The 2381-nt window shown below is 66.2% G+C and carries 2 protein-coding genes and 1 pseudogene; 1 reads left to right on the top strand and 2 read right to left on the bottom strand.

Features of this window, described 5'->3' with window-relative positions:
- Positions 1-936 (top strand): MFS transporter (locus GSQ83_RS21960; protein WP_158805024.1); only part of this gene is annotated, 936 nt, incomplete at its 5' end.
- A 39-nt stretch (positions 937-975) separates the two neighbouring features.
- Here GSQ83_RS21960 and GSQ83_RS21955 read toward each other — a convergent pair.
- Positions 976-1830 (bottom strand): sugar phosphate isomerase/epimerase, encoded by an 855-nt coding sequence (locus GSQ83_RS21955; RefSeq protein WP_158805023.1) that lies wholly within the window; start codon positions 1828-1830, stop codon positions 976-978.
- 99 nt (positions 1831-1929) lie between these two features.
- Positions 1930-2381, bottom strand: a pseudogene (locus tag GSQ83_RS21950) (methyltransferase); the annotation flags it as partial.

The following is a 2381-nucleotide window of genomic DNA, read 5'->3' as shown; positions in this document are numbered from 1 at the left end:
TTGGTGGTTGCGCCCTCACCCGCCGCGGGACCGACGATCGCCGCCGCCATTCTCGCCGTTGCGCGGTGGGAGTGGCTATTCGCGATCAACGTACCGATCGGCATTGTCGCGTTCTTTCTCGCGCGCCGTTTCCTGCCACTGTCGCATCTCTCCTCGATGCGGTTCGACGGCACCAGCGCATTGTTGAACGCGGCAACCTTCGGTTTGTTCATCCTGGCGGTGGACGGCTTGGCGCATGGCCAATCGGCGACGACGATCGCCTTGGAGGTGGTGATCGCGGCGGTGGCGGCGGTGCTGCTGGTGCGCCGTCAGATATCGCGCAGCGAACCGTTGCTGCCGATCGATCTTCTGCGAATCCGGATCTTCCGTTTGTCGATCGTGACCTCGATCTGTTCCTTTTGCGCGCAGATGCTGGCCTTCGTCTCGCTGCCTTTCTTCGTGCAGGATGTGCTGGGGCATAGCGCGGTGACGACGGGGCTGCTGATGACGCCCTGGCCAGTTATGCTGATGATCGTGGCGCCGATTTCGGGGCGACTGTCAGATCGCTATTCCGCCGGCACGCTGGGCGGCGTTGGCCTGGGGATTTACGCGCTCGGTCTGTTGCTGACGGCGCTCATGCCGCATGACCCGTCGAACTTCAACATCGCCTGGCGGCTGGCGATTTGCGGGATTGGCTTCGGGCTGTTCCAGTCACCCAATAACCGCGCGATGATCAGCGCGGCGCCTCGCCATCGCAGCGGCGGGGCGAGCGGGATGCTCAGTGTTGCTCGACTCTTGGGGCAGACGCTGGGTGCGACGTTGAGTGCGGTGATCTTCGTGGTTTTCCCGCATTCGCAGATGAGCGCCGCCTTGCTCGTCGCCTGTGGCTTCGCGCTGGTCGCAATGTCGCTGAGCTTGCTGCGGAACACTGGGCTAGACGCGGCACCGGTTCGCTGAGGGGCGTGCCGTTGCTAGCGTTTGGACGATCTGATCGCGTCACGTGCTCGACATGATCGCATTCCACCTTGCCCGCACCGCGTCCCGCATCATCAACGCCTCGGCCCAGCGGTCCGAGATGTCCTGGCCGTTGGCGCCGCTGATCGCATAGGGCTGCGGTCCCAATTCGCAGAGGAATGAGAGACTGGCGCCCGGCGCGGCGCGGCGGTGCCAATCGGCGAGCGCCAGCGCCCACCAGTCGATGAATTGCGCGACATAGGGTAGGTGCTGCGGAAAGGAGAGCGGCACCTGTACCTGATGGGCGGTGGCGACGCGGCCATGCAAAGCCCAGCCCTGGCCGATTACGCGGCGGATCATCGCCTCCGTCTCATCGGAGATCGGCAGATAGATTTCTCGCGCCACGACGTAATGCGAGAGGTCGATCGTGAGGCGCAGATCCGGCAAGGCGTCCAGCAGATCGAGGGTGAACAGCAGATCATTGGTGATGCGGTTGCGATGCGTCTCGAAATTCACATCGATGCCGGCCTCGCGGCCAAGGCCCGCCCAACCGTCGAGCAAGCACACCGCCTCCGCAACGCGGCGCGGCCTGACATCGGCTTGCAGCGTGAGGTGGTGGCAGCCGAAGCGGGCCGCGAGTTCCAGCGCCGGCTTGAGATCGTCGATCGTCTGGGGGAAGACCTGCCCCTCGATCTGCAAGCCGCGTTCAGCCAGAGCGGCCATGAGCGGCGTGACGGTGGCTGGATCATAGAAGTGCGTCGCCACGCCATCGAAGCCTGACTCTTTGATACGGTCGAGGATCGTCTCCAGGGGTTCGGCGGCGCCGCCCGGCGGACTCGGCTCCATCGCCCAGAGGGATTGGAAGAACAATAGGCGGGGCGTGGTCGCGCTGGCCATAAGTGGTTCCCTGGACAAGGACGGCGGCGGCAAGCTCACCCTAGGCTGGAGACGCTTGACGCGCCAACCGGAGCAGGGCGGCTTGGAGGCTGGAGCGGGTCAGGTGGGAACCGCGAGCAAAACGCGGTTGACCGCTTCCAGCGCCGGGAAACTCTCTGCCCAGGCGCGGCGGAAGCGGGGTTCGGCTATGCCTCTGCCGGCGAGGATGGCGGCGATCTCGGCCACCGTCCGGGTGCCGTCGATCGCGTGCAGGATCGCCGGTGCCTCGGGGGGCAGCCGTACCACGGCGCGCAAACCGTCAAAAAGGAAGGGCAGCCCGCCATCCGGTCGGATCGATTTGACCAGCTCCGCGCCCGGAACCTCACGCATCACCGGCACCGCCGCGTCGCTGAGCGGGTCGGCGCGCTGCACGGGCTCGGCGGCGCGGCGGCAATAGGCGATGTGGACGCTCATGTTCGCCGTCAGCGCCTCGGCCAATGCGGCGCGCGCGGTGGGGTCGAGCGCCGCCGCCAGGGCCCGCAGCTTGGGGTCCGGCATCCAGGTCGCCGGAT

The organism is Acidisoma sp. L85, from assembly GCF_009765865.1.
Lineage (GTDB): Bacteria > Pseudomonadota > Alphaproteobacteria > Acetobacterales > Acetobacteraceae > Acidisoma.
Note: the sequence above shows the minus strand (reverse complement) of the source record. Positions and strands in the feature narration are given on the sequence as shown.

Coding starts and splice junctions, on each gene's coding strand:
- GSQ83_RS21955 (WP_158805023.1), bottom strand. CDS start 1,830: ATGGCCAGCGCGACCACGCCCCGCCTATTGTTCTTCCAATCCCTCTGG.